This window comes from Streptomyces melanogenes, from assembly GCF_014649795.1.
Taxonomy (GTDB): domain Bacteria; phylum Actinomycetota; class Actinomycetes; order Streptomycetales; family Streptomycetaceae; genus Streptomyces; species Streptomyces noboritoensis.
In genome coordinates this window covers 197,933-224,205 of the sequence record NZ_BMTS01000012.1, presented here as the reverse complement: position 1 = coordinate 224,205, position 26,273 = coordinate 197,933, and the positions used below count along the sequence as shown (strand labels likewise).

Annotated in this window: 20 protein-coding genes and 1 tRNA gene; 19 read left to right on the top strand and 2 right to left on the bottom strand. The window is 71.6% G+C overall.

The genetic code is table 11. The annotated features are described in order from the left end of the window. The first annotated feature begins 38 nt into the window (after positions 1-38). From IE252_RS25780 to IE252_RS25755, 6 genes are all read left to right on the top strand, one after another. Positions 39-605: a CGNR zinc finger domain-containing protein gene (locus IE252_RS25780; protein WP_190091848.1), complete on the top strand. Its 567-nt coding sequence runs from the start codon at positions 39-41 to the stop codon at positions 603-605. A 127-nt stretch (positions 606-732) separates the two neighbouring features. Then, complete coding sequence (locus tag IE252_RS25775) at positions 733-1,296, top strand: sigma-70 family RNA polymerase sigma factor (protein ID WP_101388525.1); 564 nt, start codon at positions 733-735, stop codon at positions 1,294-1,296. After that, the gene (locus IE252_RS25770) at positions 1,293-2,054 is read left to right on the top strand and encodes an anti-sigma factor family protein (protein WP_190091847.1); all 762 of its coding nucleotides are present in this window, start codon (positions 1,293-1,295) and stop codon (positions 2,052-2,054) included. Before IE252_RS25775 ends, IE252_RS25770 begins: the two co-directional genes overlap by 4 nt. A 105-nt stretch (positions 2,055-2,159) precedes the next feature. Then, positions 2,160-4,589, top strand: a complete 2,430-nt coding sequence (locus tag IE252_RS25765) for a HelD family protein (protein ID WP_190091846.1) — start codon at positions 2,160-2,162, stop codon at positions 4,587-4,589. A 393-nt stretch (positions 4,590-4,982) separates the two neighbouring features. Next, positions 4,983-6,398, top strand: a complete 1,416-nt coding sequence (locus IE252_RS25760; protein WP_190091845.1) for an NAD-dependent malic enzyme — start codon at positions 4,983-4,985, stop codon at positions 6,396-6,398. Between the two features lie 370 nt (positions 6,399-6,768). Next, positions 6,769-7,050 (top strand): HU family DNA-binding protein, encoded by a 282-nt coding sequence (locus tag IE252_RS25755; RefSeq protein ID WP_067159632.1) that lies wholly within the window; start codon positions 6,769-6,771, stop codon positions 7,048-7,050. A 343-nt stretch (positions 7,051-7,393) separates the two neighbouring features. Here the strand turns inward: IE252_RS25755 and murA are convergent, their stop codons facing one another. Continuing rightward, positions 7,394-8,734 (bottom strand): UDP-N-acetylglucosamine 1-carboxyvinyltransferase, encoded by a 1,341-nt coding sequence (gene murA / locus IE252_RS25750; protein ID WP_190091844.1) that lies wholly within the window; start codon positions 8,732-8,734, stop codon positions 7,394-7,396. 242 nt (positions 8,735-8,976) lie between these two features. Between murA and IE252_RS25745 the strand changes: the two genes are divergently transcribed. The 12 genes from IE252_RS25745 to IE252_RS25690 all read left to right on the top strand — a co-directional run bounded on the left by IE252_RS25745 (position 8,977) and on the right by IE252_RS25690 (position 24,315). After that, positions 8,977-9,537, top strand: coding sequence for a YqgE/AlgH family protein (locus IE252_RS25745; RefSeq protein WP_190091843.1), 561 nt, complete (start codon positions 8,977-8,979; stop codon positions 9,535-9,537). A gap of 30 nt (positions 9,538-9,567) precedes the next feature. After that, complete coding sequence (locus IE252_RS25740) at positions 9,568-9,855, top strand: DUF3039 domain-containing protein (RefSeq protein ID WP_078966510.1); 288 nt, start codon at positions 9,568-9,570, stop codon at positions 9,853-9,855. A 202-nt stretch (positions 9,856-10,057) separates the two neighbouring features. Then, positions 10,058-11,683, top strand: coding sequence for a beta-N-acetylhexosaminidase (locus IE252_RS25735; protein ID WP_190091842.1), 1,626 nt, complete (start codon positions 10,058-10,060; stop codon positions 11,681-11,683). Positions 11,684-11,964: 281 nt separating this feature from the next. Next, a complete protein-coding gene (locus tag IE252_RS25730) occupies positions 11,965-12,864 on the top strand; it encodes an FAD binding domain-containing protein (RefSeq protein WP_067159623.1) in 900 nt (299 codons plus the stop codon). Further along, positions 12,861-14,654 carry a 2Fe-2S iron-sulfur cluster-binding protein gene (locus IE252_RS25725; RefSeq protein WP_190091841.1) on the top strand — a complete coding sequence of 598 codons (1,794 nt, stop codon included), beginning with the start codon at positions 12,861-12,863 and terminating at the stop codon, positions 14,652-14,654. The genes IE252_RS25730 and IE252_RS25725 overlap by 4 nt, the downstream gene beginning before the upstream one ends. Next, a complete protein-coding gene (locus IE252_RS25720; RefSeq protein WP_190091840.1) occupies positions 14,651-16,984 on the top strand; it encodes a xanthine dehydrogenase family protein molybdopterin-binding subunit in 2,334 nt (777 codons plus the stop codon). The genes IE252_RS25725 and IE252_RS25720 overlap by 4 nt, the downstream gene beginning before the upstream one ends. Positions 16,985-17,233: 249 nt before the next feature. Further along, the gene (locus IE252_RS25715; protein ID WP_190091839.1) at positions 17,234-17,770 is read left to right on the top strand and encodes a DUF2563 family protein; all 537 of its coding nucleotides are present in this window, start codon (positions 17,234-17,236) and stop codon (positions 17,768-17,770) included. Between the two features lie 36 nt (positions 17,771-17,806). After that, positions 17,807-19,384 carry a WXG100 family type VII secretion target gene (locus IE252_RS25710; RefSeq protein ID WP_190091838.1) on the top strand — a complete coding sequence of 526 codons (1,578 nt, stop codon included), beginning with the start codon at positions 17,807-17,809 and terminating at the stop codon, positions 19,382-19,384. Positions 19,385-19,403: 19 nt separating this feature from the next. Then, the gene (mycP, locus tag IE252_RS25705; protein WP_190091837.1) at positions 19,404-20,630 is read left to right on the top strand and encodes a type VII secretion-associated serine protease mycosin; all 1,227 of its coding nucleotides are present in this window, start codon (positions 19,404-19,406) and stop codon (positions 20,628-20,630) included. 174 nt (positions 20,631-20,804) lie between these two features. Next, the gene (locus IE252_RS25700; protein WP_190091836.1) at positions 20,805-21,239 is read left to right on the top strand and encodes a hypothetical protein; all 435 of its coding nucleotides are present in this window, start codon (positions 20,805-20,807) and stop codon (positions 21,237-21,239) included. Between the two features lie 46 nt (positions 21,240-21,285). Beyond that, positions 21,286-23,616 (top strand): hypothetical protein, encoded by a 2,331-nt coding sequence (locus IE252_RS25695; RefSeq protein WP_190091835.1) that lies wholly within the window; start codon positions 21,286-21,288, stop codon positions 23,614-23,616. Between the two features lie 63 nt (positions 23,617-23,679). Then, entirely contained in the window at positions 23,680-24,315 is a 636-nt protein-coding gene (locus tag IE252_RS25690) for a hypothetical protein (protein WP_190091834.1), read from the top strand. Positions 24,316-24,387: 72 nt separating this feature from the next. On the opposite strand, the gene IE252_RS25685 is transcribed toward IE252_RS25690, so the two are convergent. Beyond that, positions 24,388-24,462 (bottom strand) — tRNA-Cys (locus IE252_RS25685). A 193-nt stretch (positions 24,463-24,655) separates the two neighbouring features. Between IE252_RS25685 and IE252_RS25680 the strand changes: the two genes are divergently transcribed. After that, the gene (locus IE252_RS25680) at positions 24,656-26,140 is read left to right on the top strand and encodes an MFS transporter (RefSeq protein ID WP_190091833.1); all 1,485 of its coding nucleotides are present in this window, start codon (positions 24,656-24,658) and stop codon (positions 26,138-26,140) included. The last annotated feature ends 133 nt before the right edge of the window (positions 26,141-26,273 follow it).

Below are 26,273 nucleotides of genomic sequence, written 5' to 3'. Positions count from 1 at the left end.
GGCACGGCACTCACCGGTAACCCCCAAGGCGGTGGCGCATGTTGCGGTTCGACTCCGGGCGGATCTGTCTGGATCTGGTGGCGACCGGGGCGTACGACAGCGATCAGCTGGACAGCGCGGGGCGGCTCGGGCAGTGGCTCGTCGGCGCCGGGCTCGTTCCGCCTGGCACCCCGCTGCCGGGGGCCGACGGCCAGTGGCTGGTCCGGTTCGCCGAACTGCGCGACCAGATCGGGCAACTGGTCCACGCCGAGCTCGGCGGGCGCGGCGGGGCGGCCGCCGCGGCCCTGGAGCGGGTCAATGCCCTGGCCGCCGCCGCACCCCCGGGCGTACGTGCGATCCGGGGCGCCGACGGACGGCTCGTGCGCACCCTCAGCGGCGCCCCCGACTGCACCGCGCTGCTCGCCGTGGTCGCCCGGGACGCGGTGGAACTGCTCACCGACCCGCAGGACCGGTCCCGGCTGCGCCAGTGCGAGGGCGACAACTGCTTCCGGCTCTACCTCGACACCTCGCGCGGGCGGCGGCGGCGCTGGTGCTCCAGCGAGGTGTGCGGCAACCGGGAGCGGGTGGCCCGCCACCGGCGGCGTACGGCCGCCGCGGCCTTGTGAAGACCGTGCGGGCACTCCGTAAACAAAAATCTCGCGCTGATTTGAATGGTTCAGGACAACCGCCCGTATGGAGGGATGAGCCGGTACGCGACCCGCGCGCCGGCAGGGTCTCGACCGGGAGGTTCTGGTGCGCAAGGATGCCGCCGTGGCCGATGACCGTCCGCAAGGCGCCCGCCACCGCTCCGTTCCCGACGAGGAGCTGATGCGGGCGCTCTACCGCGAGCACGCGGGACCGCTGCTCGCGTATGTGCTCCGCCTCGTCGCCGGCGACCGCCAGCGGGCCGAGGACGTCGTGCAGGAGACGCTCATCCGTGCCTGGAAGAACGCCGGTCAGCTCAACAGAGCGACCGGTTCGGTCCGCCCCTGGCTGGTGACGGTCGCACGGCGCATCGTCATCGACGGCCACCGCAGCCGGCAGGCCCGGCCGCAGGAGGTCGATCCGTCGCCGCTGGAGGTCATGCCCGCGGAGGACGAGATCGACAAGGCGCTGTGGCTGATGACGCTCTCGGACGCACTCGACGACCTGACACCCGCACACCGCGAGGCGCTGGTCGAAACGTACTTCAAAGGACGTACGGTCAATGAAGCGGCCGAGGTACTGGGCGTGCCGAGCGGGACCGTCAGGTCCCGCGTCTTCTACGCCCTGCGGTCCATGAAACTCGCGTTGGAGGAACGGGGGGTGACGGCATGACCACGCCGGAGTACCAGTCCGAGCACGAGGCGGTCGCGGCGTACGCGCTCGGCATCCTCGACGACGCCGAGGCCACCGCCTTCGAAGCGCATCTGGCGGGCTGTGACCTGTGCGCCGCCGAGCTCGACCAGCTCGGCGGCATGGAGCCGCTCCTGGCCACCCTGAAGGAGTTCCCGGGCCCCGCCGCCCGCCCGCTGCGCCCGGCCCCGCCGAGCATGAGCGAGCGGCTCATCGACGAGGTGGCGGTGCAGCGCGCCAAGCGCAGGCGCCGCACGACGTACCTGGTCGCGGCGGCCGCCGCGCTGATCATCGGCGGTCCGGCGATCGCCGTGGTGGCCACCTCCGACGACGGCGGTACGCACCAGGCCGCGCCCGCCGAGCCGCACCCGACCAGCCCCGCCGAGGACGCCTTCTTCAACCACATGACCCAGAAGGTGGCGGCCACCGACGCGACCACCGGCGTCACCGCGACCGTCGGCACCGAGAAGAAGGGCTGGGGCACCCACACCGTCCTCCAGCTGAAGAACGTGAAGGGGCCGCTCAAGTGCAGCCTCATCGCGATCGGCAAGGACGGCGAGCAGGAGACGGTGACCACCTGGGCGGTGCCCAAGTGGGGGTACGGGATCAAGGACAGCCCGCACAAGGAGGCGGAGTACCCGCTGTACGTGCACGGCGGTACCGCCATGAACCGGGACCAGATCGATCATTTCGAGGTCCGGACCCTCGACGGCAAGGCGCTCGTGGACGTCCCGGCCTGACCGGGCGGTGATCTCCGGCAGATCACCGGCTGGTCACCGCCTGACAGACCGGCCCCCTTCGCGTACGGTTGACGGCTGCCCAATGCACGTCAGAAGGGGGCCTCGGTGGCCGCGCAGGAAGCCGCTGTCGACTCGGTCAGAGACCGTGAGATCGGAGTCGAACAGGAACACCTGGACAAGGTGTACCGCCGCCTCGAGGAGAAGATCCACGAGGCGGAGTTCCTGATGAACGACGCCGCCCAGCGCGGCCAGGTGGGAACGCCCGGAGCGCTGGCGGAACGGGACGCCCAGGTCTTCCGGGCCGGGATCCACCTCAACCGCCTCAACAACGAATTCGAGGACTTCCTCTTCGGCCGGATCGACCTGCTGCTCGGCAAGGACGGCAAGAAGGGCCCCGACGGGGCCTACACGGCCGTGGAGCCCGCCGAGGGGGCCGTACGCGAGGACGAGGGCGGCAAGTACGCCGAGATCGCCGAAACGCTTCACATCGGCCGTATCGGCGTTCTGGACTCGGACTACGCGCCGCTGGTCATCGACTGGCGCGCGCCCGCCGCCGCGCCGTTCTACCGCTCCACGCCGGTCGACCCGGGCCGGGTGGTGCGCCGCCGCGTCATCCGCTCCAAGGGCCGCAAGGTGCTCGGGGTCGAGGACGACCTGATGCGCCCGGAGCTCACCGCCACACTGGACGGCGCCGAGCTGCCGGTGATCGGCGACGGCGCCCTGATGGCCGCGCTCGGCCAGGCCCGCAGCCACACCATGCGGGACATCGTCGCCTCCATCCAGGCCGAGCAGGACCTGGTGATCCGGGCGCCCGCCGCGTCCGTCACCTACGTGGAGGGCGGCCCCGGCACCGGCAAGACCGCCGTCGCGCTGCACCGCGCCGCGTATCTGCTCTACCAGGACCGCCGCCGCTACGCGGGCGGCATCCTGATCGTCTCCCCGACCCCGCTGCTCGTGGCGTACACCGAAGGCGTGCTGCCCTCGCTCGGCGAGGAGGGGCAGGTGGCGATCCGCGCGGTCGGCAACCTGGTCGACGGCGCCGAGGCCACCGCGTACGACGAGCCGGCGGTCGCCAGGATCAAGGGCTCCTCCCGGATGCTCCAGGTGCTGCGCAAGGCGGCGCGCGGGGCCCTGGAGACGGCGGACCCGGCGCGCGGCAGGACCAGGCGGGGCAACCCGGCCCGGGCGCCGCAGGACACCGGCCAGCTCTCCTTCGGCGAGGCGGACGAGACGGGCGAGGAGGATGGGGCGGTGAACGGTCAGGCCGCCGTGACCCCCACCCGGCTGCGCGTCGTCGCCTTCGGGCGCCGCATCGAGCTGGAGGCCGAGGAGCTGCGGCGGATCCGGCACGCCGTGCTCGGCGGCACCGCACCCGTCAACCTGCTGCGCCCGCGCGCCCGCAAGCTGCTCCTGGACGCCCTGTGGAGCAGATCCGGCTCGGCCGGGCGGCACACGGACCCGGAGCTCGCCGCCGAGCTGCGCTCCTCGTTCGACGACGACATCACCTCCGAGGACAGCTTCCTCGCGTTCCTGGACGCCTGGTGGCCCGAGCTGACCCCGCGCGGGGTGCTCGCGGCGATGGGCGACGAGCGGCGCCTGAACCGCTGGGCGCGGCGCGTCCTGACGCCCGGCGAGACCCGGCGCCTGGCCCGCTCGCTCTCCCGGCTCGACGGAGGCGGCCACGGGCCCCTGTCGGTGCACGACGTGGCGCTCCTGGACGAGCTGGAGACGCTGCTCGGCACCCCGGCCAGGCCCCGCAAGAAGCGCGAGTACGACCCGCTGGACGCGCTCACGGGCCTCGAGGAGCTGATGCCGCACCGCGAGGAGACCCAGCGCGAGCGCGCGGAGCGCCTCGCGCAGGAGCGCACCGAGTACGCGCACGTCATCGTCGACGAGGCGCAGGACCTCACGCCGATGCAGTGGCGCATGGTCGGCCGCCGGGGCCGCACGGCCACCTGGACGGTCGTCGGGGACCCGGCCCAGTCGTCCTGGTCCGACCCGGACGAGGCGGCCGCCGCCCGCGACGAGGCGCTGGGCTCCCGCCCCCGCCGCCGCTTCGAGCTGACGGTGAACTACCGCAACCCGGCCGAGATCGCCGAACTGGCCGCGCGGGTGCTGGCGTTGGCGATGCCGGGCATGAAGTCCCCGGCGGCGGTCCGCTCCACGGGCGTCGAGCCGCGCTTCAGCGTGGCCGGCAAGGACCTCGCCGAGTCCGTACGGGAAGAGGCGGCCCGCCTCCTCGACCAGGTCGACGGCACGGTCGGCGTGGTCGTCGCCATGCGGCGGCGCGAGCAGGCGGCGCGCTGGCTGGCCGGGCTCGGCGAGCGCGTGGTGGCGCTCGGCAGCCTGGAGGCGAAGGGGCTGGAGTACGACGCCACCGTGGTGGTCTCCCCGGCGGAGATCGCCGACGAGTCGCCCGCCGGGCTGCGCGTGCTGTACGTGGCGCTCACCCGGGCGACCCAGCAGCTCACCGTGGTCTCCGGCGAGCGCGACGAGCCGGATGCGGACGGGGTGCCGGACCTGCTGCGGGACTGAGCGCGGCGGAACGCCGAAAATACAGCGGAGTCAACTCGCGATGCTTGAATCACTTGCCGGGGTGGTTTGTTAGCCTGGGTACGGCACCGGCTCGATCCAAGCCCCCGGGCCCAACCTTAGTCGCTTCGAGCGACCACTTGCCGCGAGGCGAGCATGGCGGGTCGGTGTCTTCACGTGAGCGACAGGCCCACGTCATCTGCGGATGGCGTGGGCCTGTTGTGCTTTTCGGGGGCTTCCACCGGCCGATCATCTCTCGTATGGTGGAAACTGTTTTCCGGAATGAATGGCGCGTTACCGGCTACCCGCCGGTAGGTGCGAACATCGGATGGCGTTGCCCGGCAACAGCTCGGGTCGCGCTAGCAACGAAGCTAGGGAAAGCAGAGGAACCCGGTCATGGCAACGGCGCCCAGCGTCTCGTACTCGATGACGGTCCGGCTGGAGGTGCCCGCCAGCGGAACGGCGGTCTCCCAGCTCACCACGGCCGTGGAGTCCTCCGGCGGTTCGGTCACCGGCCTCGACGTGACCGCCTCCGGCCACGAGAAGCTGCGGATCGACGTCACCATCGCGGCCACCTCCACCGCGCACGCCGACGAGATCGTCGGGAAGCTGCGCGGGATCGAGGGCGTCACCCTCGGCAAGGTCTCCGACCGTACGTTCCTGATGCACCTCGGCGGCAAGATCGAGATGCAGTCGAAGCACCCCATCCGCAACCGTGACGACCTCTCGATGATCTACACCCCGGGTGTCGCCCGGGTGTGCATGGCGATCGCCGAGAACCCCGAGGACGCCCGCCGCCTCACCATCAAGCGCAACTCCGTCGCGGTCGTCACCGACGGCTCGGCCGTCCTCGGCCTCGGCAACATCGGCCCCAAGGCCGCGCTGCCGGTCATGGAGGGCAAGGCGGCCCTCTTCAAGCGGTTCGCGGGCATCGACGCCTGGCCGCTCTGCCTGGACACCCAGGACACCGACGAGATCGTCGCGATCGTCAAGGCGATCGCCCCCGGCTTCGCGGGCATCAACCTGGAGGACATCTCCGCCCCCCGCTGCTTCGAGATCGAGGCGCGGCTGCGCGAGGCCCTGGACATCCCCGTCTTCCACGACGACCAGCACGGCACCGCGATCGTGGTGCTCGCCGCGCTCACCAACGCGCTGCGCGTGGTCGGCAAGGGCATCGGCGACGTACGGGTCGTCATGTCGGGCGCGGGCGCGGCCGGTACGGCCATCCTGAAGCTGCTGCTGGCGGCCGGCGTGAAGAACGCGGTCGTCGCCGACATCCAGGGCGTCGTCCACACCGGCCGCGCGGACCTGGCCGGGGCCGACGCGGACTCCGACATGGCGGCGCTGCGCTGGATCGCCGACAACACCAACCCGGAGGGCCTCACCGGCTCCCTGCGCGAGGCCGTGGTCGGCGCGGACGTCTTCATCGGCGTCTCCGCCCCCAACGTCCTGAACGGCGACGACGTGGCCGCGATGGCCGAGGGCGCCATCGTCTTCGCGCTCGCGAACCCGGACCCCGAGGTCGACCCGGGTGTGGCGCGCGAGACGGCCGCCGTGGTGGCCACCGGCCGCTCGGACTTCCCGAACCAGATCAACAACGTGCTGGTCTTCCCGGGTGTCTTCCGCGGCCTCCTGGACGCCCAGTCGCGCACGGTCAACACCGACATGATGCTGGCGGCGGCGACCGCGCTCGCGAACGTGGTGACCGAGGACGAGCTCAACCCGAACTACATCATCCCGTCGGTCTTCAACGACAAGGTCGCGGGCGCGGTGGCGGGCGCGGTGCGGACGGCGGCGCAGGCCGCCCTCTGAGGGGTCGTACGGGGCTGTGACCGGCCCCACGTCCGCCCGGCGCCCGGCGCGTCGCGGGATGCGGGGCTGTGGGGCCGCCCGTAGGGTGGCGGCACCCGCATCCGCCCCGGCGGTTCCAGCGAGTCTCCAGGGAGTCGACGGAGCGTCACCACGACGGGGCTGTGGCGCTTTTCGTGTGACTCCGGAGGGTGCCGGATTGGCTTTCCCGCCACAGGTGGGGGCAGGATGCGTAACCGGGCGCGAGGGTCCGACACGGACCCGGGTCCGGGGACTGTCCGAGGGCCCTGGCAGCATCGGCTTCGCTGTACCCAACATGCGGCTTCCGCCGCGTGGCACGCCCCACAGGCAAGAAGAACACGGGAGTAAGAACATGAACCGCAGTGAGCTGGTGGCCGCGCTGGCCGACCGCGCCGAGGTGACCCGCAAGGACGCCGACGCCGTTCTGGCCGCTCTCGCCGAGACGGTCGGCGAGGTCGTCGCCAAGGGCGACGAGAAGGTCACCATCCCCGGCTTCCTGACCTTCGAGCGCACCCACCGTGCCGCTCGTACCGCTCGCAACCCGCAGACCGGCGACCCGATCGACATCCCGGCCGGTTTCAGCGTGAAGGTCTCCGCGGGCTCGAAGCTCAAGGAAGCCGCGAAGGGCAAGTAAGCGCCCCTTTGCAGGCCGCTTAGCTAAAAGACAAAGGGTGGCCACCCCCGTGGAGGGGGGTGGCCACCCTTTGGCTTACGCGGCCAGGTGTTCGTCTGCGGACCGTCCCCAACTGGTCGCGCAGTTCCCCGCGCCCCTACAGGGGCGCCCCGCAGGGGCGCATTTGGGGGCGCGGGGAACTGCGCGACCAGCCACCCACGGTCCGCAGACGAAAGAGGCGGGGTGCAGGGGCCGCAGGCCCCGCCCTGGGGGGTCCGGGGGCATAGCCCCCGGGAAAACACCTCCGCCCCCTCCCACCCCCGGAGGGTTCAGGGAAGGGGCGGGGTGGGGGCCAACCCCCGGGTCAGCTCAGCGCGCCGTTCGGCAGCTCCACCTTCGCCCCCAGCTCCACCAGCTTCTCCATGAAGTTCTCGTACCCCCGGTTGATCAGGTCGATCCCGTGCACCCGGGACGTCCCCTGCGCGGCCAGCGCCGCGATCAGGTACGAGAACCCACCCCGCAGGTCCGGAATCACCAGATCCGCGCCCTGGAGCTTCGTGGGCCCGCTCACCACCGCGGAGTGCAGGAAGTTCCGCTGCCCGAACCGGCAGTCCGAGCCACCCAGGCACTCCCGGTACAGCTGGATGTGCGCACCCATCTGGTTGAGCGCCGACGTGAAGCCGAGCCGCGACTCGTACACCGTCTCGTGGACGATCGACAGCCCCGTGGCCTGCGTCAGCGCCACGACCAGCGGCTGCTGCCAGTCGGTCTGGAAGCCGGGGTGCACGTCCGTCTCGAGGGCGATGGACTTGAGCGAGCCGCCGGGGTGCCAGAAGCGGATGCCCTCGTCGTCGATCTCGAAGGCGCCGCCGACCTTCCGGTACGTGTTCAGGAAGGTCATCATCGACCGCTGCTGCGCGCCGCGGACGTAGATGTTGCCCTCGGTCGCCAGCGCGGCGGACGCCCAGGAGGCGGCCTCCAGCCGGTCCGAGAGGGCGCGGTGGGTGTACCCGCCGAGCTTGTCGACACCGGTGATCCGGATCGTCCGGTCGGTGTCCATGGCGATGATCGCGCCCATCTTCTGCAGTACGCAGATGAGGTCCTCGATCTCGGGCTCCACGGCCGCGTTGGAGAGCTCGGTCACACCCTCGGCCAGTACGGCCGTCAGCAGGACCTGCTCGGTCGCGCCCACCGACGGGTACGGCAGCCGGATCTTGGTGCCGCGCAGCCGCTGCGGGGCCTCCAGGTACTGGCCGTCGTCGCGCTTCTCGATGGTCGCGCCGAACTGCCGCAGCACCTCGAAGTGGAAGTCGATCGGCCGGCCGCCGATGTCGCAGCCGCCCAGGCCCGGGATGAAGGCGTGGCCGAGGCGGTGCAGCAGGGGGCCGCAGAGCAGGATCGGGATGCGCGACGAACCCGCGTGCGCGTCGATGTCGGCGACGTTCGCGCTTTCGACATGCGACGGGTCGAGGATCAGCTCGCCGGGCTCCTCGCCGGGGCGGACCGTCACCCCGTGCAGCTGCAGCAGACCGCGTACGACCCGCACGTCGCGGATGTCGGGCACATTGCGCAGCCGGCTCGGACCGCTGCCGAGGAGGGCGGCGACCATCGCCTTCGGCACGAGGTTCTTCGCGCCGCGGACGCGGATCTCGCCCTCCAGCGGGGTTCCGCCGTGGACAAGCAGTACATCGTCTGTGCCGGTCATGAATCTCGCGTTCCGGAATCGTCGGGCAGGGGGCCAGAGAAAAGGGTAAGGGGCTTCTACCCATGTCCTGTAAGGCCAAGGGGGGTTCGCAACCGTAATGAATTCGCCACAACACGCTCCGCTGAGGTGAGTTCGGCGGAGGGTCACCACCGGGCCCGGTGCCGAGCCGTGGCGCGAAGCCGGTGCGCCCCATTGCTGCCGTGCGCTCCCCCTCGGAGCCGAAGATGCGGGATCATGTCCGCATGACCGAGGTGTCCTCGCTCACAGGGCGGCTGCTCGTCGCCACCCCCGCCCTCGCGGATCCGAACTTCGACCGCGCGGTGGTGCTGCTCCTCGACCACGACGAGGAGGGCTCGCTCGGTGTCGTCCTCAACCGTCCGACCCCGGTGGGCGTCGGCGACATCCTGGAGCCGTGGGCGTCCCTGGCCGGTGAGCCCGGGGTGGTCTTCCAGGGCGGCCCGGTCTCCCTGGACTCCGCACTCGGCGTCGCCGTCATCCCCGGCGACGAGGGCCCCCTCGGCTGGCGCCGGGTGTACGGGGCGATCGGCCTCGTCGACCTGGAGGCGCCCCCGGAGCTGCTCGCCGCCGCCCTGGGCTCGTTGCGGATCTTCGCCGGGTACTCGGGCTGGGGCCCGGGCCAGCTGGAGGACGAGCTGAGCGACGGGGCCTGGTACGTGGTGGAGTCCGAGCCGGGCGACGTCTCGTCCCCGGAGCCGGAGTCCCTGTGGCGGGCGGTGCTGCGCCGCCAGCGCAGCGAACTGGCGATGGTGGCGACGTACCCGGACGACCCTTCGCTGAACTGATGCCGCCGCGCTTCAGTACGCTAGGAACTTATGAGCACTCTTGAGCCCGAGCGCGGGGCAGGTACGGGGACCCTCGTAGAGCCGACGCCGCAGGTGTCGAACGGCGACGGCGACCACGAGCGCTTCGCCCACTACGTCCAGAAGGACAAGATCATGGCGAGCGCGCTCGACGGGACCCCCGTCGTCGCGCTCTGCGGCAAGGTCTGGGTGCCGGGCCGCGACCCGAAGAAGTACCCGGTCTGCCCGATGTGCAAGGAGATCTACGAGTCCATGGGCGCGGGCGGGGACAAGGACAAGGGCGGCAAGGACAAGAAGTAGGTCCGGCCGAGCCCCTTCTTGGCCCGGTGTCCGTCTGCGGACCGTGCTGGGCTGGTCGCGCCCACGCGGCGGAGCCGCAAATGTCACAGCCCCGCGCCCCTACAGGGGCGCCCCGCAGGGGCGCTTTTAGGGGCGCGGGGAACTGCGCGACCAGTTGGGGACGGCCCGCAGACGACGTACTACCGGGGATACCGTGTCCCCCATGGCTATGGACCTCGTTCCGGCGCCCCGCTCCGTGGAGCACGGGGAGGGCGCCTTCGTCCTCGGAGAGGCGACCGCGCTCGTCGCCGGACCCGGCACCGAAACCGTCGCCCGCTGGCTGCGGAACACCGTCGGCGTCGCCCTGGGGCGCCCGATGCCGCCGGGCGAGGCGGGCACCCCGGGCGCCATCGACCTGCGTATCGACCCCACCCTCGAACCCGAGGCGTACCGCCTCACCGTCACCCAGCGCGTCGAGATCGTCGGCGGCAGCGCCGCGGGCGTCTTCTGGGGCGCGCAGACGCTGCGTCAGCTGCTCGGCCCCGACGCGTACCGCAAGGCGTGCGCCGACCCCGGCGCCCGGCGCGGCCTCACGCGGCAAGTCGTCGAGGACGCTCCCCGGTTCGCCTGGCGCGGTCTGATGCTGGACGTTTCACGCCACTTCATGCCCAAGGACGGGGTGCTGCGCTACCTCGACCTGCTCGCCGCGCACAAGCTGAACGTCTTCCACTTCCACCTCACCGACGACCAGGGCTGGCGCGTCGAGATCAAGCGCTTCCCGCGGCTGACGGAGGTCGGCGCCTGGCGCGCGCGGACCAAGTACGGCCACCGCGCCTCGGAGTTGTGGGACGAGAAGCCGCACGGCGGTTTCTACACCCAGGACGACATCCGCGAGATCGTCGCGTACGCCGCCGAGCGGCATATCTCCGTGGTTCCGGAAATCGACATCCCGGGCCACTCGCAGGCGGCCATCGCCGCATACCCGGAACTGGGCAACACCGACGTCATCGACACGACCCGCCTCTCCGTCTGGGACACCTGGGGCGTCAATCCGAACGTACTCGCCCCCACTGACAACACCCTCCGCTTCTACGAGGGAGTGCTGGAGGAGGTCCTCGCACTCTTCCCCGCCGAGACGTCCCCGTTCGTCCACATCGGCGGCGACGAGTGCCCCAAGGACCAGTGGAAGGCGTCCCCGGCCGCCCAGGCCCGTATCAAGGAACTGGGCCTTGCCGACGAGGACGGGCTCCAGTCGTGGTTCATCCGGCACTTCGACCGCTGGCTGGCCGACCGGGGCCGCCGGGCCATCGGCTGGGACGAGATCCTGGAGGGCGGGCTCGCGCCCGGCGCGGCCGTCTCCTCCTGGCGCGGCTACGCGGGCGGCATCGAGGCCGCGCGGGCGGGCCACGACGTCGTCATGTGCCCCGAGCAGCAGGTCTACTTGGACCACCGGCAGGCGCCCGGGCCGGACGAGCCGATGCCCATCGGATACGTACGGACGCTTGAGGACGTGTACCGCTTCGAGCCCGTGCCGCCCCAGCTGACCGAGGCCGAGGCGCGGCACGTGCTGGGCACTCAGGCCAATGTCTGGACCGAGGTGATGCAGGACCAGGGGCGCGTGGACTACCAGGTGTTCCCCCGGCTCGCGGCGTTCGCGGAGGTGGCGTGGTCGGCGCTGCCCGCCCCCGCCGCGCGCGACTTCGCCGATTTCGAGCGGCGAATGCGCTCGCACTACCCCCGACTTGACGCCCTCGGCGTCGCTTACCGGCCTCCCGGCGGCCCGTTGCCCTGGCAAAAGCGCCCGGGAGTGCTCGGACGCCCGATCGACGGGTCGCCCCCAAACGTGTGAGCCGGGGCGCAAGACGGGGTCCCGCGGCCCGGGACCCTGGAACGGTGATCGGTGGCCGTCCCGCCCAGCCCCCGCGCGGATAAGTCGTACAACAGCTGTGAATCCGGACCATTCCCCTGGTCGGGGACGGATCTGTCCTTCGCGGACCCTCGCGTCGGGCGGCTCGGAAGATGTGCCAGAGTTGCCACGTCCGGGCTGTGAGCACGTACGGTACGGCCACGCACAGCCACACACTGGCGGGACAGTCGGGACGGCCGGGACACCGGGAAGGGGCAGCTGGGTTGACCACGCACGCACCGCAGGCGGCGCAGTCGGTGACACTGCCGGCCTCGCTCGACGAGGCCGTGGCGGCGCTCGCCGCCATGCCCGCCGCCGTGCCCGTCGCGGGCGGCACCGATCTGATGGCGGCGGTGAACCGGGGCCTGCTGCGCCCGGCGGGCCTCGTCGGACTCGGCCGGATCAACGAGATCCGCGGCTGGCAGTACCAGGACGGCCACGCACTCCTCGGCGCGGGGCTCACACACGCGCGGATGGGGCGCCCGGACTTCGCGGCGCTCATCCCGGCGCTCGCGGCGGCCGCGCGCGCCGCCGGCCCCCCGCAGATCCGCAACGCGGGCACCCTCGGCGGCAACATCGCCTCGGCCGCGCCCACCGGCGACGCGCTGCCGGTGCTCGCCGCGCTCGAAGCCACCCTGGTCATCGCCGGTCCCGAGGGCGCGCGCCGGGAGATCCCGGTCTCGCACCTGCTGGCCGGGCGCGAGCTGCTGGCCCCCGCCGAGCTGATCGGCCACGTCCGCGTGCCGCTGCTGCACGCCCCCCAGGTCTTCCTCAAGGCGACCGGCCGCACCGGCCCCGGCCGCGCCACCGCCTCGGTCGCCGTCGTCCTGGACCCGGCCCGGCGCGGGGTGCGCTGCGCGGTGGGCGCGATCGCGCCGATGCCGCTGCGGCCGCTGGAGGCCGAGCGCTGGATCGCCTCCCTGATCGACTGGGACGGCGAGCGGGCGGCGCTGGCCCCGGAGGCGCTCAACGCCTTCGGCGAGTACGTGGCCGCCGCCTGCATCCCGGACCCGGTACCCGCGGCCGACGGCACGGAGCCCCCCGCGCTGTCGCCCGCCGTACTGCACCTGCGGCGCACGGTCGCCGCGCTGGCCCGACGAGCACTGGGGAGGGCGCTGTCGTGAGCGACAACCACGACGCCGGATACGGCGACAACCGCGCGCGCGGGACGGGCGGCTGGCAGCCGGTCCCGCAGGGCGGCGAGTACGACGACGGCGCGACCGCCTTCGTCCAGCTGCCCGCGGACCTGGACGCGCTGCTCGGCGGCGACCCGCTGGCCGCGCCGGGGCACGGCTATGTGCCGCCGATGATCGTGCCGTTGACGCCCGCCGCCGCGACCGACCCGGCCGCGACCGGTTCCTGGACGATCCCGGGCCCGCTGCCCGAGGCGGACCGGGGCGAGAGCCAGGTGCGGTCGGTGCAGTGGCCCGACGCGTCCGCCGTGCCCGCGCCCCCGCAGTCCGAGCCGGACCCGTTGGCCGACCCGCTGCAGGACCGGCACGCCACCGGTCAGTGGAACTTCTCGGACGACTCCGCGCTGACCGGCCAGTGGACGATCCCGGTCGCCGACGGCGAACTGCCGGACGAATCGGGCGAATTCAGTACGTCCTCCCTCATCGAGCAGTGGGGGACGACGCCTCCGGCGACCCTGCCCGGCGGCGCGGCCGCGCCCTGGGCGACGGAGCAGCCGCTGCCCGAACCCGCCGTGGAGCCGGAGGTCGCCGACGCGCGCGTGGAGGACTTCGCCGCGCAGGCGCACCAGGTGCACCAGGCGACCGCGGAAGCCCACCACCAGGCGTCCCTGGACCTCTCCGCGCCCGCCGAGTTCGCCGCCCCGGCGGACGCCCCGGCGCCCGTGGACTTCCCGGCCCCCGCGCCCGTACGCCCGGAGCCGGTCCTGTCCTGGAACCCGCCCGGCCCCGGCGCGACCCTGCCCGGCGGCGCGCCCGCGCCCTGGTCGGCCGCGCTGGCGACGGAGGTACGGGAGGAAGCGCCGCAGGAGCCGCGCGAGGAGGTACGCGCCGAGGCGGACGCGGACACGGCCGACGAGGAGCTGCCGGGCCCGGACGAGGCCGCCGCTCAGGCATCCGCCGCAGAGCCGCTGCCCGAGCCCGAGCCGGAGCCCGTCCACGCGGCGCAGGCCCAGCCGCTCCCGGAGCCCGAGCCCGCCCCGGAACCCGTACCCGTACAGGAATCGGCACCGGACCCCGAGCCCGTCCCGGAGCCCGAGCCCGAAGCCATCCCCACCCCGCTCCCCGTCCCCGAGCCGGAGCCGGTGCTGCCGCCCGCCGCCGACCTGGAGCACCCGCGTGCCTCCTACGTCCTGCGCGTCAACGGCACCGACCGGCCCGTCACCGAGGCGTGGGTCGGCGAGTCGCTGCTCTACGTGCTGCGCGAGCGGCTCGGTCTCGCCGGGGCCAAGGACGGCTGCTCGCAGGGCGAGTGCGGCGCGTGCAACGTGCAGGTCGACGGCCGTCTGGTCGCCTCCTGCCTGGTGCCCGCCGCCACCACCGCCGGCTCCGAGGTGCGTACGGTCGAGGGCCTCGCGGTCGACGGCGAGCCCTCCGACGTGCAGCGCGCGCTCGCCGAGTGCGGGGCCGTGCAGTGCGGCTTCTGCATCCCGGGCATGGCCATGACCGTCCACGACCTGCTCGAAGGCAACCACGCGCCGACCGAGCTGGAGACCCGGCAGGCGCTCTGCGGCAACCTCTGCCGCTGCTCCGGCTACCGGGGCGTGCTCGACGCCGTACGCGACGTGGTGGCCGGGCGCGAGGCGCAGACGGCCGCCGCGCACGAGGCGTCCGGGCACCCGGCGGCCGGGACCGGCGAGGAAGCGGCCCGCATTCCGCATCAGGCAGGGCCCGGCGCGGGCGGCGTCCAGCCCCCGCACACGCACGACGGAGGCATGGCGTGAGCAACGACGCAGCCACCGCGACGACCGCGGCGGTCGACGGTACGGGCACCGGCCCGGAGCAGCCGACCGCGCCCGGCCACGGGCTCGGCGCCTCGCTGCGCCCCGCCGACGCGCGCGCCAAGACCGAGGGCACCTTCCCGTACGCCTCCGACCTGTGGGCCGAGGGCCTGCTGTGGGCGGCCGTGCTGCGCTCGCCGCACGCGTCGGCCCGGATCGTCTCGATCGACACCTCGGCGGCGGCCGAGATGCCGGGCGTACGGGCCGTGGTGACCCACGCCGACGTGCCCGGCGACGCCGCGCACGGCCGGGGCGTCGCGGACCGCCCGGTCTTCGCCGCCGACGTGGTGCGCCACCACGGCGAGCCGATCGCGGCGGTGGCCGCCGACCACCCCGACACGGCCCGGCTCGCGGCGGCGGCGATCGCGGTCGAGTACGAGCTCCTGGAGCCGGTCACCGACCCGGAGAAGGCGTTCGCGGCCGAACCCCTGCACCCCGACGGCAACTTGATCCGCCACATCCCGCTCCAGTACGGCGACCCGGACGTGACCGGCGAGGTCGTGGTGGAGGGGCTGTACCGGATCGGCCGCCAGGACCCGGCCCCGATCGGCGCCGAGGCGGGGCTCGCGGTGCCGCGCCCCGACGGCGGCGTGGAGATCTACACCGCGTCCACCGACCCGCACGCCGACCGCGACCTCGCGGCGGCGTGCTTCGGCCTGGACCCGGAGCGCGTGAAGGTGGTCGTCACCGGCGTCCCCGGCGCCACCGGCGACCGCGAGGACTCCGGCTTCCAGCTCCCGCTGGGCCTGCTGGCGCTGCGGACCGGCTGCCCGGTGAAGCTGACGGCGACCCGCGAGGAGTCGTTCCTGGGACACGCCCACCGCCACCCGACGCTGCTGCGCTACCGCCACCACGCGGACGCGGAGGGCCGCCTGGTGAAGGTGGAGGCGCAGATCCTGCTGGACGCGGGCGCGTACGCCGAGGCGTCCTCCGAGTCCCTCGCGGCCGCGGTGGCGTTCGCCTGCGGCCCGTACGTCGTCCCGCACGCCTTCGTCGAGGGCTGGGCGGTCCGTACGAACAACCCGCCCTCCGGCCATGTCCGGGGCGAGGGCGCGATGCAGGTGTGCGCGGCCTACGAGGGCCAGATGGACAAGCTGGCGGCCAAGCTGGGCCTGGACCCGGCGGAGCTGCGCCTGCGCAACGTGCTGGCGACAGGCGACTTGCTGCCGACGGGCCAGACGGTGACCTGCCCGGCCCCGGTGGCCGAACTCCTCACTGCCGTAAGGGACTTCCCCCTCCCCACCCTCCCCAAGGACGACCCCGAGGACGACTGGCTGCTGCCGGGCGGCCCCGAGGGCGCGGGAGAGCCGGGCGCGGTGCGCCGGGGCGTGGGCTACGCGCTGGGCATGGTGCACATGCTGGGCGCCGAGGGCACGGACGAGGTGTCGACGGCCACGGTCAAGGTGCAGGACGGTGTGGCCACGGTGATCTGCGCGGCGGTCGACACGGGCCAGGGCTTCACCACGCTCGCCCGCCAGATCGTCCAGGAGACCCTGGGCATCGAAGAGGTCCACGTGGCCCCGGTCGACACGGACCAGCCCCCCGCGGGCCCGGCGTCGCACGGCCGCCACACATGGGTGTCCGGCGGGGCGGTGGAACGAGCGGCGAAGATGGTCCGCACGCAACTGCTCCAGCCCCTGGCGCACAAATTCGGCATGTCCACGGAACTGCTCCAGATCGCCGACGGCAAGATCACGTCGTACGACGGCGTCCTCTCCACGACGGTCACCGAGGCGATGGACGGCAAGGAACTCTGGGCCACGGCCCAGTGCCGCCCGCACCCCACCGAGCCGCTGGACGAGACGGGCCAGGGCGACGCGTTCGTGGGCCTGGCCTTCTGCGCGATCCGCGCGGTGGTGGACGTGGACATCGAGCTGGGTTCGGTACGGGTGGTGGAGCTCGCGGTCGCCCAGGACGTGGGCCGGGTCCTCAACCCCGGCCAGCTGGCGGCCCGCATCGAGGCGGGCGTGACGCAGGGGGTCGGCGCGGCCCTGACGGAGAACCTCCGCACGGCCCGCGGCCTGATCCGCCACCCCGACCTGACGGGCTACGCCCTCCCCACGGCCCTGGACGCCCCCGACATCCGCATCGTCAAACTGGTCGAGGAGCGCGACGTGGTGGCCCCCTTCGGCGCGAAGGCGGCGAGCGCGGTCCCGGTGGTGACGTCCCCGGCGGCGGTCGCGTCGGCGGTACGGGCGGCTACGGGGCGGCCGGTGAACCGGTTGCCGATTCGGCCTCAGGCTGCGGTGGTTGTGGCGGCGGCGGGCGCGTAGGAGCGGTCCGCCCAGGCTGGTTGATCGGTGGAGTGGGGCGGGCGCTGACCCGCCCCACACCCGTTTCTGCCACCGGCCACCCTGAAGGGATTTGACCCTTCCGTATCCCTGTCGCATCCCCCCTCTACCCTCAAATGCCCATCCCGGGGAACCAATTGACCATTGGGGGAGTGCTTGGTGTCAGAGGTGCTGGCTACAGTTACTTCTGAAGCAGTGGGGGAACGGGGAACGGGGAACGGGGAGGCGACTGTGGCGCAGGACGGCGGCGGGGACGTGGGGCCCGGGGTGAACACGCTGGCACCCGTGCTCGGGATGATGCCGGTCATCGGCGCGGCGGCCGGTGCCGCCGTCGTGGCGGCGGCCGACCTCGCGCGCGAGGCCGAGTCGATGCTCACCTTCAAGAAGCGGGTCGACGCGCTGCTCACCAAGCTCAACGACTCGGAGGCGGCGTCCGTCAAGATCGGCGCGGACCGCCTGACCAAGTCCGAACTGGGCCCGGAGGACTTGAAGGAGAGCGCGTTCCTGTACGGCACGTACGAGATCGTGCACGACCAGATCGGCCAGCTCTCCAAGGCCCTCGGCATGCAGATCGAGGGCCTGTGCATCGCGGTCCTGGCGGCGGAGAACGGGTACGACGGCGTGGACGCGGACGTACGGGACCGGATGCGGGCGATCAGCGGGGAGCTCCACCGGCAGCAGGAGCTGTACGGGACGGACGCGCCCGGCACGGCCGGCGCGCCCGCGCCGAAGGCGCCGGACAAGGGTGCGACGGGCGGGTCGATCTGATGGAGCGCGGATTGCAGGGGATGGCGGTGCGGCGACATGGCTGAGAACAAGGGGAAGGGGCCCGGGCCCGGGCAGGAGCGGGGGCAGGGCGCGCCGAAGACCCCGCCGCTGGAGCGGACCAACTTCGAGCAGAAGTCGCACCAGGAGCTCTGGACCATGGTCCAGGGCATGAAGGCCGACTCCGCCTCCCACCTCGCCAAGAAGCTCGCCGACGCGGCCAAGACGATCACCGAGATCGGCGACGACCTGAAGGCCCACATGAGCCGCGTCGTCTGGACGGGCGAGGGCGCGAAGGCGTTCACCGACTGGGGCCACGACGCGGCGATGGCCACGCTGGGCCTGGGCGCGTACAGCAACGCCGCGTCGACCACCCTGGACGCCGTCTCGAACGCGATCGCCCAGGTCAAGTCCTCGGTCCCGGCCTACGACCCCGCGCTCAAGAAGGAGGCCACGGACACCCAGAAGCTGTACGTGGCCGCCCACCACGACCCCGACGGCCAGAAGGACGCCCGCGACGCCTCGGCCAAGCTGACCGGCCTCAACGAGAAGATGGAGGGTCAGCGGCAGGAGGCGGTGCAGGGGCTGAAGCGGTTGGCTGACGCGTACGTGCACTCGGGGGAGCAGATAGCTGCGCTGCGGCCGCCGGTGTTTCCGCCGCCGCCGGCGGTGTTTGTGCCGGAGGCCCGGGCAGTTGACGAGCGCCATTACATCGGGGGAGCGCAGACGTCCACGTCTCGGGGAAGCAAGACTTCGACCACGCAGACAGTCGGACACCTGACGACCCCTTCGGCGCCGCCTAGCGGCACGGTGGGGACACCGCACCACGTGACGCCTGCTTCCGTGATCGCTCCGACTCACATGCCTGATCGGCCTGTCGGAACGGAGATCAACGGTCTGGACACGCTGCCGCCAACAACCCCGGGTGGGCCCACCTCCCAAGTCGTCCCAACTCCCCCTCCGCTGACCGGTAGGCCGGACGTGCCCCTGGCGCAGCCGCCCGTGATGCCGCCTTCCCCCTTCGGTGGAGGTGGTAAGAACGGGCTCCCCGGTCCTGGTGTCGTGGGCGGACGGCAGGCGACAGGCGGTCTGCGCGGACCTGGTCTGCCGAGCCAGAACACTGTGGGCGGTCTGCCCACAAGCAAGGTGCCGCGCGAGAACGGCATCGTCGGCGGCCGCCAGGTACCGCCCAGCACCGGTCGTCCGACCACCGGCATCCCCCGGGGCACCGTCGTCGGTCACGAGGGCGCGACGCAGGGCCGGCCCCCGATGGCCCACGGCCCGGGCGGCGGCCTCGGTGGGGGAGGCCCCCGAGGCGGGGTCTCCGGCGGACGCCGCCTGGCGGGCGAGCCCGGCGGCATCGTCGGCGGTCGTCCCACCACGCCCGGCACCCGTAGCGGTCGCCCCTTCACCGAGGGCGGCTCCGGTCTCGTACGCAACACGGACGGCGGCTCTCAGGCAGGTCGGGCCGGGCGAGGCGGCATGATCCCGCCTGGCACGCACGGCGCCCCCGGGCGGCGGGACGAGCGCGGAAGCGAGCGTCCCGACTACCTCACCGAGGACGAAGAGACCTGGCAGCAGAGCGACCGCCGTATTGTGCCGCCTGTAATCGACTGAGCCCTTACGAAGGAAGCGTATGCCTACCAGCAGCCATCGAGTCATGAGGCACGGCCGTGCCGTGTCCGTCGTCTTGGGGGCCCTGCTGGTGGGCATTGCCGCCACGCCCGCCCACGCGGAGACTGTCCGCGAGCGGCAGTGGCATCTCGACGCCATGAAAGCGGATGAGATGTGGAAGATCAGCACGGGCAAGGGCGTCACTGTCGCGGTCATCGACAGCGGTGTCGACGACACTCTGGCCGACCTCCGGGGACAGGTGCTGCCCGGTCTTGATCTCTCCAGCAAGCAAGGCGACGAGAACTCCGACTGGGACGGCCACGGCACTGGTATGGCTGCCTTGATTGCGGCGACGGGCAAGAGGTCGGCAGCGGAGGGGTCCTACGGTCTGGCACCCGGGGCAAAGGTTCTTCCAGTGCGGCTTCCGAAGGACACGGAGGGGGCGAAACTGGCGAACATCCCCATGTGGCTCCAGAAAGTGAGTGAGGGGATCCGTTATGCCGCGGATCACGGCGCAAAGGTGATCAATATTTCGCAAGCTGCGCCGGAAGGGGCGGACGAACTCACCGCTGCAGTGAAGTATGCGTTGTCCAAAGGCTCCCTGATCTTCGCCGGCGTCGGCAACGGTGGAGACAAGGGCAACCCGGTCGAATACCCGGCAGCCACCCCCGGGGTAGTGGGTGTGGCCGCTGTCGACAAGAAGATCGAGGCGACCAAGGAGTCGCAGCACGGTCCGCAGGTCGACCTCGCAGCGCCCGGGGACGAGATGACGGAAGCATGTGGCGGCGGCACCCGGATCTGCACCAGCCACGGCACAAGCGACGCCACCGCCCTCGCCTCCGCCTCCGCCGCCCTGATCTGGTCCAAATACCCCCAGTGGACCAACAACCAGGTCCTCCGGGTCATGCTCAACACGGCCGGCGGCCCCCGTAACGGTGAGAAGCGCACGGACTACATCGGTTACGGAGTCGTCCGCCCCCGTATCGCCCTGACGAACCCAGGCGACCCCGGCCCGGCGAACGAGTACCCGCTCCCCGACCTGGCCGCCGCCGCCAACTCCCCTTCCCCCCAGGCCCCTTCAAGCACACCCGCCACTTCCAAGCCCGCCGCCCCGCAAACGGCAGCCAGCGACACCGACGGCGACAGCGGCGGCAACACAGGCCTCTGGATCGGAATCGGAGCGGTGGCAGTCGTAGGGGCAGCCGTAGCCGTACCGCTCGTACGTTCGCGACGGCGCCGCACCACCTAGGCCACGTACAACAGCGGCCCACGTCAACCCACCGGCCCCATCCCAGCCATTCAGGGGGGATGAAACGGCCACGTAACCCCATAGCCGGACCATGTGCTGGCGCGAAGAGCGTGGCGTCCGTACGTTGTGGAAACGGTAAAGAGTCGTCCGGGGGCGTACGGGGGCGGGATCCGCATGTCGTTCGAGGAAGAGTGGCGCCAGGCGCACGCCAGCGCGGCAGCAAACGTGGCGATGCGGCTGAACCGCGCGGACAACGGGCCGAGCGGGACGAACGGCCCCGGTGCCGCAGACCTCAGCGTCCGGCGCGACGACCTCGGCGTGGTCGGCGGGGACGCCTTCAAGCTCCACGACGGGCTCAAGCGCGACGGCAATCACGCACGCGAATCCACCGGCGCCGCCGCGACCGCGCTGAGCGCCCGCAACTTCACCAGCGGCGGTGAGCTGGCGAAGGTCCGCGCCAAGTGGGACACCCAGCTGCGCACCCTCAGCGACGCCTGCGCGCAGATCCCCAACCACCTCGACTACTCGATGGCCGCCCACGCCAAGGACGACGAGCGCGTCGGGGGCGAGCTGATCGCGGTGTCGCGGATCGACGAGTACCTGAAGTAAGCGACAAGTAGAGGGACTTCGAGCTACCCAAGGTCGGTATCAGGACATGCTCACGTACGACGACGTGGTGAACGCGCCGCTCGACAAGCTGAAGGTGGCGGTCGACGACTGGTCGGACATGGTCGGCAGACTGAAAACCCTGGCCGAGGAAGCCCGTAAGGGGATGAAGGCGCACGCCGACGCGGCCGACTGGGCCGGGGTGAACGCCGGTGTGACCAGGGCCTTCATCGGCAAGACGGCCAAGGAGTTCGAGGACGCGGCGGCGGAGGCGAAGGGGATCCACGCGGTCCTGAACGACGGGTACGCGGCGTTCAAGCGGGCGAAGGACGAGTTACAGAAGATCGTCGACGGTTCGGACAAAGCCGGCATCGTCGTCGATTCCCATGGCAAGGTCACCGCCCGCTACTCCGTCTCCGGCGACTACACGGCCCGCCACGCCCCGGACTTCTCCCTTGAACTGAAGAAGCAGAACGATAACCTCGCGGAGTGGCAGCGGCGGGTCACCGCGCTGGTCGAGGAGTGCGGCGACGCCGACGAGTCGCTGCGCCTCGCGCTGGCGGCGAACGTCACGGACGACCACAACTTCACCGCGCCCCGGTTCTCCAGCCTGGACGCGGAGGAAGCGCAGCGGGCCGTCGACCTCGCCTCCAAGGGGCGGGCCATCAGCCACACCGAACTCGACCAGCTCAATGAGTTGTTGCGGGACAACCACGGGTCGGCGGAGTTCGCCACGACGTTCTACGCGAAGCTGGGGCCGAAGGGTGCGCTCGAATTCTTCGGGCAGTTGTCGACCGATACGTACGACTACGCGAGGGTGGACAAGGAGCGGCTCAAGGACGTTCAGGAACTGCAGAAGAACCTCGGGCTCAATCTGGCCACCGCGACCGATCCCGACAACAAGTGGCATCTGCAGGACAGTTGGGGCGGCGAGCTACGGAAGCTCGGCACCGAGCGGATTGCGCTGGCGAAGTACGACACGAATCCGCCGTACGGGTATCAGCTGCTCGGCGGGATCATGCGCTACGGAAACTACGACCCCAGGTTCCTCAATCCGATTGCCGAGCATGTGGTTCAGCTGCACCAGAAGAACCCGTATCTGTTCGCGGACACGAAGCCGGTCGGGGGCTGGCAGAAGAACCCGTTCAATCCGTCCGGGTTGAACGGTTCCGGCTGCGACCCGGTGACGTCCATGCTGGAGGCACTCGGCCACAGCCCGGAGGCGTCGAAGCGGTTCTTCTCTGCCGAGCCGACTGCGTACAACGAGGATGGGACGGTCGGGAGCGGGGCGGCGGATTTGGGGAAGGACGCGTCCGGTCGCCCGATCGGAAATTACCTCGACTATTTCGGCCGGGAGGGCTATAAGTCCTTCCCTGATATTGACGGTCACGATCCGGGTGACGCCAGGAAGTCTGCGGGCTATACGACGGATGCGTTCGGGCATGCGTTGGAGGCTGCGACACTCGGGCATGCCTGGGATGATCCCCACCCACAGCTGCGACGAGACGAGACATCAGCGCAGATCATGCAGGACGTGGTGGCGAAGTACGGGGAAGATCCCAAGCTGCTGCGGCATCAGGAGGCGCTGGCCGACAGCCTTGGGAGCATGGGGGCGGGGTATCTCGACGACATTAATCGAGCCATCGACGACAATCAGCCGGACAGCGTTTTCGCCCCAGGTGGGAATTCGGGATCGCATGCTCAGTTCACCCACGACGAAGCCCTCAAATTCCTGAGCACGCTGGGACAGCATCCGGACTCCTACGCCTCGATGACGACTGCCGAGCGTATCTACACAACCAGCATGCTCGAGGCGCAGATTGGCCCCGACGGCCAGATGCACGAAGGGGCGATGCGGCAGGCTCTCCGGACCGGCGCCGAGGTGCAGGGAATGCTCGACCAGTCCCGGGCCGACCAGGTCGAAGCCGAGGGAATGAAGAAGCACGAGGAGTACGAGAAGGCGCACGCCAAGCGTTCCGCCTGGGTGGAGTTCGGTACGACCTCGGCGATCGCCGCGGGTGTGGCCTTCCTACCAGCCACCGCGGCGGCGGCCGGGGCGGCCGCCGTTCTCGTGCCGCTGGCCGTGGACACGAGTCATGGCGCTGTGGAACAGATCGCCGGTCAGGTAGTGGGCGACTGGTCGGACAAGAAGGTCGACGACCACAAGGAGAAGATCGAGGAGCTCACCCGGGAACAGAAGACCGCCGTCTTCAAGGCGGGGGAGTACAGCGCGGAGTCACCCATGAAGCGCTTCATGAGCTACCACGGGATCTGGTCCAGAAGCGAGTTCGCACAGGATCTGCAGGATGCTGTGGATCTGGGATACGTGAAGGGCAACTCGCGCGAGAACCAGCAGGGCAACGACCCTGAGACGGGCTGACTCAAGAAGGAGGCGCCTACTGTGGCGCGGTGGAGTGGGCTGCGAGGTGTTCCGCTGGTCGTAGTGGCGGCGCTCGCACTGGTTGCGTGCGGCGGCGGCGCCGGCGCCGAGGGCGACAACAGATTCGTGTCTGCGGGCCAGTTATGCGGCGGAGCTTTCCAGGGGGAGGCGGTGTCGGCGCTGGAGACAGTGACCGGGGCGAAACTCTTCTTCCCCCACTCGGAAGGCGAAGGGGTATCGAGCACGGCCTCAGCGTTGACGGACGACTTCCGGAAAGGTGCCCCCGGCGTCCCGTCGCCGGGCGACCGCACCATGTGTTCCGTGTATGTCAAGGGCGGGGGCGATCTCACGGATGCCCGTCTGCGGTTTGCGCTGCATGACGAGTGGGAGCTTCTCGGCGGCGATCTCGCGCCGAGTCTGCACCCGTACTCGATGGGGAAGCAGGCGCTGGCCGGAGTCAAGCGGTCCTATCTCTACTTCGAGTGCGTCAGCCCGGCGCTGCCCGGGTCCAAGGGGCGTCCGGCGCTCGTCGGCGGGGAGTTGTCGGACCGGTATCCGCCGGATGTCGACTCCCGTCCGCTGCGTGAGGCCAGCCTCATCGTTCTGCACTCCGCGTCCCGGGCCCTGGCCGTGGCACTTGGCTGTGAACGCGGCGGCGGGCTGCCGGAGAAGCCCGTACTTGTCCCGCGCCGGGGGTAGTGGGTCCCGAGGGCGGAGAGCGGACGAAGCGGGCGCCCCCGCGCCGTGGGGGCGCCCGCTTCGCGGGTGTTCTGGAGGCCGTGACCGGAATCGAACCGGCGTAACTCGCTTTGCAGGCGAGCCCCTCAGCCACTCGGGCACACGGCCGTGTGGTGACTTCTTCGACCGTAGGGGGTGGGGGAGGGGCGGGGAAGAGGCGGTGGGGGGCTGCAATGGGACTGCCATGTTGCGTTCATGTGGGGCGGGTGGGGTGGGGCCTGGGGCGTACGACCAAATGCTGACCTGGGGACCCTTCTCTGGACAGGGGTCAAACCCGGTCTAGGCCCTTACTGTGAGGCCCATGAGTGCCCTGGAGTCCGCCGATGCGGATGTCACCCCGTCCGACCGAGCCGCCGATGTCGCCGACCTGAGCGTCGAATCCGGCGGTAGCTCCGGCATTCTCTGCAAAACCCACCGCGCCCTCAGCATCGGCACCATCGCCGTCGTCCTCCTCATCGCCTTCGAGGCGACCGCCGTGGGGACCGCGATGCCCGTCGCGGCGCGGGAGCTCGACGGGGTGTCGCTGTACGCGTTCGCCTTCTCCTCGTACTTCACGACCAGCCTGTTCGGGATGGTCGTGGCCGGGCAGTGGGCGGACCGGCGGGGGCCGCTGGGGGCGCTCGCGGTGGGGATAGCGGCGTTCGGGGCGGGGCTGCTGCTGTCCGGTACGGCGGTGAACATGTGGACGTTCATCGCCGGGCGCGCCGTGCAGGGGCTCGGCGGCGGGCTGGTCATCGTGGCGCTGTACGTCGTCGTCGGGCGCGCCTACCCCGAGCCGATGCGGCCCGCGATCATGGCGGCGTTCGCGGCGAGCTGGGTGGTGCCGTCGGTGGTCGGGCCGCTCGCGGCGGGGACCATCACCGAGCACCTCGGGTGGCGGTGGGTGTTCGTGGGGATTCCCGCTCTCGTCGTCTTTCCGTTGGCGCTTGCCCTACCCGCGATACGGAGGATGGCCTCCGGGCCCGCCGACCCGGACGCGCCCGTCGAGGCCTTCGACCGGCGGCGGATCCGGCTCGCGCTGATGATCTCGCTGGGGGCGGGGCTGCTCCAGTACGCCGGGCAGGACCTGCGGTGGCTGTCGCTGCTGCCGGCGGCCGCGGGCTTCGCCCTGCTGGTGCCCGCCGTCGCCGGGCGGCGCGGGCTGCTGCCGCGCGGGACGTACCGGGCGGCGCGCGGGCTGCCGGCCGTGGTGCTGCTGCGGGGGATCGCGGCGGGGTCGTTCATCGCGGCGGAGTCGTTCGTACCGCTGATGCTGGTGACGCAGCGGGGGCTGTCGCCGACGATGGCCGGGTTCTCGCTGGCGGCAGGCGGGGCGACGTGGGCGCTCGGGTCGTACGTGCAGGCTCGGCCGTGGGCCGAGCCGCACCGGGAGCGGCTGATGGTGCTGGGGATGATCATGGTCGCGGCGGCGATCGCGGCGGCGCCGAGCGTGCTCGTCTCGTGGGTGCCGGTGTGGGTGGTGGCGGTCGCCTGGGGCGTGGGGTGCTTCGGGATGGGCATGGTCATCGCCTCGACCAGCGTGCTGCTGCTGAAGCTCTCGGCGCCGGAGGAGGCGGGGGCGAACTCGGCGGCCCTCCAGATCTCGGACGGGCTGTCGAACGTGCTGCTGCTCGCGGGGGGCGGGGCGGCGTTCGCGGCGCTGGGGGGTGGGGGTGTGGGGGCTGCGCATGACGCTGTGGCGGGGGTGTCGGCTGGGCATCCTGGGGCGTTTGTGGCGGTGTTTCTGCCGATGGCGGGGGTTGCGGTGGTGGGGGCGTGGGTGGGGGTGCGGCTCGGGGAGCGGTGAGTTGCCCCTCCCCGCCCCTTCCCTAAACCCTCCGGGGGTGGGTGGGGGGCTGAGGACGGTTTCCCGGGGGCTGAGCCCCAGGACCCCGAGGTAGTCGTTCGTCTGCGGGCCGGCCCCAACTGGTCGCGCAGTT